General features: G+C 63.0%; 3 protein-coding genes and 1 pseudogene. 3 read left to right on the top strand and 1 reads right to left on the bottom strand.

Features of this window, described 5'->3' with window-relative positions:
- The 3 genes and pseudogenes from EOA24_RS34095 to EOA24_RS34085 form a co-directional block, all read left to right on the top strand.
- On the top strand, positions 1-334 hold a 334-nt coding region (locus tag EOA24_RS34095), incomplete at its 5' end, for a thiamine pyrophosphate-dependent enzyme (RefSeq protein WP_245501916.1).
- Positions 335-360: 26 nt separating this feature from the next.
- Positions 361-1158, top strand: a complete 798-nt coding sequence (gene hyi, locus EOA24_RS34090; protein WP_126082818.1) for a hydroxypyruvate isomerase — start codon at positions 361-363, stop codon at positions 1156-1158.
- Between the two features lie 93 nt (positions 1159-1251).
- Positions 1252-2145, top strand: a pseudogene (locus EOA24_RS34085) (2-hydroxy-3-oxopropionate reductase); the annotation flags it as partial.
- An 85-nt stretch (positions 2146-2230) separates the two neighbouring features.
- On the opposite strand, the gene EOA24_RS34080 reads toward EOA24_RS34085, so the two are convergent.
- The coding region (locus tag EOA24_RS34080; RefSeq protein ID WP_145992562.1) for a TrmH family RNA methyltransferase at positions 2231-2534 on the bottom strand (304 nt) is incomplete at its 5' end.

Here is a 2534-nt window from a genome sequence, read left to right as displayed (position 1 = left end):
GCGCGGCTTTTCGATGGATTACGAGGTGAGCCTCGCCTTCGAGAACGTCAACCGCGCAGGCGATCCGGAGGCGGGCTACGGCGTCGATCATGTCGCCGTCGCCGAGGCGATGGGCTGCAAGGCGGTCCGCGTGAAGAAGCCCGAGGAATTCGCCGGCGCCTTCAAGGAAGCGCAGCGGCTGATGAAGGAGCATCAGGTTCCGGTGGTGCTGGAATTCATCCTCGAGCGCGTCACCAACATTTCGATGGGCACCGAAATCGACAAGATCACGGAATTTGAGGAACTTGCCGAGAGCCATGAGGATGCGCCGACGGCCATCGTCATGTTGGATTGAGTTCAGGCGGAACGAAGGAGAAAAGAATGCCGCGTTTTTCAGCCAACCTGTCCATGCTCTTCGGCGAGCATGAATTCCTCGATCGCTTTGATGCCGCCGCCCGCGCGGGCTTCAAGGGCGTCGAATATATCGGCCCCTATGATCACGCGCCGGACGTCGTCGCGGCGCGCCTGAAGAAGAACGGCCTGAGCCAGGTTCTTTTCAACCTGCCGGCCGGCGACTGGGGCAAGGGCGAGCGCGGCATTGCCGTGCTGCCGGACCGGGTGCCGGAATTCCGCCAGGGCGTCGCCAAGGCGATTACCTATGCGCATGCGCTGGGCTGCGAGCAAGTCAACTGCCTCGCCGGCATCGCGCCCCAGGGCGTCGATCGCGCTGTGCTGGAAAACGTCTTTGCCGAAAACCTGGCCTTCGCGGCCGAGAAGCTGGAACAAGCCGGCATCAGGCTGCTGATCGAGCCGATCAACACCCGCGACATTCCGGGCTTCTTCCTGAATTACTCCGACCAGGCCTTGGCGCTGATCGACCGCATCGGCTCGAAGAACCTCTATTTGCAATACGACATCTATCACATGCAGATCATGGAGGGGGATCTCGGCCGTACCATCGAGGCGAACCTTAGCCGCATCGCGCATATCCAGCTTGCGGACAATCCCGGCCGTCACGAGCCGGGGACGGGCGAGATCAACTATCCCTTCCTTTACGACCACATCGACCGCATCGGCTATTCCGGCTGGATCGGCGCCGAATACAAGCCGAAGGCGGGCACAGAGGCCGGACTCGGCTGGTTCAGCGAATTCGCCGGGCAGGGGAGCGCGGCGGCTTAGAGCCGACGCCGAAACTGCCAATCTCCCCCCAAGTGGGGGAGATGTCCGGCAGGACAGAGGGGGGCGCCGTAGAACGCGGCTTGCCAAAAGACGGAGACACAAATGGAAACCATCGGCTTCATCGGCCTCGGCATCATGGGCGCGCCGATAGCGGGGCATCTCCTCGACGCCGGCCATACGGTCGTTGCCAGCGACCACCGCTCCAAGCCGCCGGCTGATCTCGTCGCCAAGGGGCTGAAGTCAGTCACCGGCCACAATGCGGTGGCCAAGGTCGCCGACATCATCATCACCATGGTGCCAGACACCCCGCAGGTCGCAGATGTTCTCTTCGGCGAGAGCGGCGTCGCCGCTGGCTTGTCTAAGGGCAAGCTCGTCATCGACATGAGCTCGATCTCGCCCATCGCCACCAAGGAAGTCGCCAGGAAGATCAACGATCTCGGCTGCGATTATCTCGACGCGCCGGTGTCGGGCGGCGAGGTCGGCGCCAAGGCCGCCTCGCTCACCATCATGGTCGGCGGCGGGGAAAAGGCCTTCGAACGCGCCAGGCCGGTCTTCGAGAAGATGGGCAAGAACATCACCCTCGTCGGCCCGAACGGCGTTGGCCAGACCACCAAGGTGGCCAACCAGATCGTGGTGGCGCTCACCATCGAAGCCGTCGGCGAAGCCCTCGTCTTTGCCTCGAAGGCCGGCGCCGACCCTGCAAAAGTCAGGCAGGCGCTGATGGGCGGGCTCGCCGCCTCGCGCATCCTCGAAGTGCATGGCGAGCGCATGATCAAGCGCACCTTCGCGCCTGGCTTCCGCATCGAGTTGCACCAGAAGGACCTCAACCTCGCGCTGGAAGGCGCGAAAGCGCTTGGCGTCTCGCTACCTAACACCTCGACCACGCAGCAGCTCTTCAATTCCTGCGCCGCCAATGGCGGCGCCAAGGAGGACCACTCGGCGCTGGTGAGAGCGCTGGAGCGGATGGCGGCCCACGAAGTGGGCTAGCCAGTAGCGAATAGGGAGTAGCAAGTAGGGATTGCAGGCCGGCACCTCGCGGTGTTCCGCCTATTCGCTAGCTATTCGCTATTCGCTATTCGCTATTCGCTAGGAATTTCCTTGCCGCATAAAGGCTCACCGCCGCCGCATTCGACACGTTGAGCGAATGGATGGCGCCCGGCATGTCGAGGCGGGCGAGCGCGGTCACCGTCTCGCGGGTTTTTTGCCGCAGGCCCTTGCCTTCCGCGCCCAGCACCAACGCGATCTTTTGGCCGTCGAATGTCTTTTCGAGCTCGGCCGGTCCTTCGGAATCAAGTCCGATCGTCTGGAAACCGGCCTCGTGCAGCTGCCCCAGCGCATCGGCGAGGTTCTTCACCTCGATCTGGTCGATATGCTCC

This window comes from Mesorhizobium sp. M2A.F.Ca.ET.039.01.1.1 (genome assembly GCF_003998035.1).
Classification (GTDB): Bacteria; Pseudomonadota; Alphaproteobacteria; order Rhizobiales; family Rhizobiaceae; genus Mesorhizobium.
The sequence above is the reverse complement of the archived record's forward strand: the minus strand, read 5'-3'. Positions and strand labels throughout refer to the sequence as shown.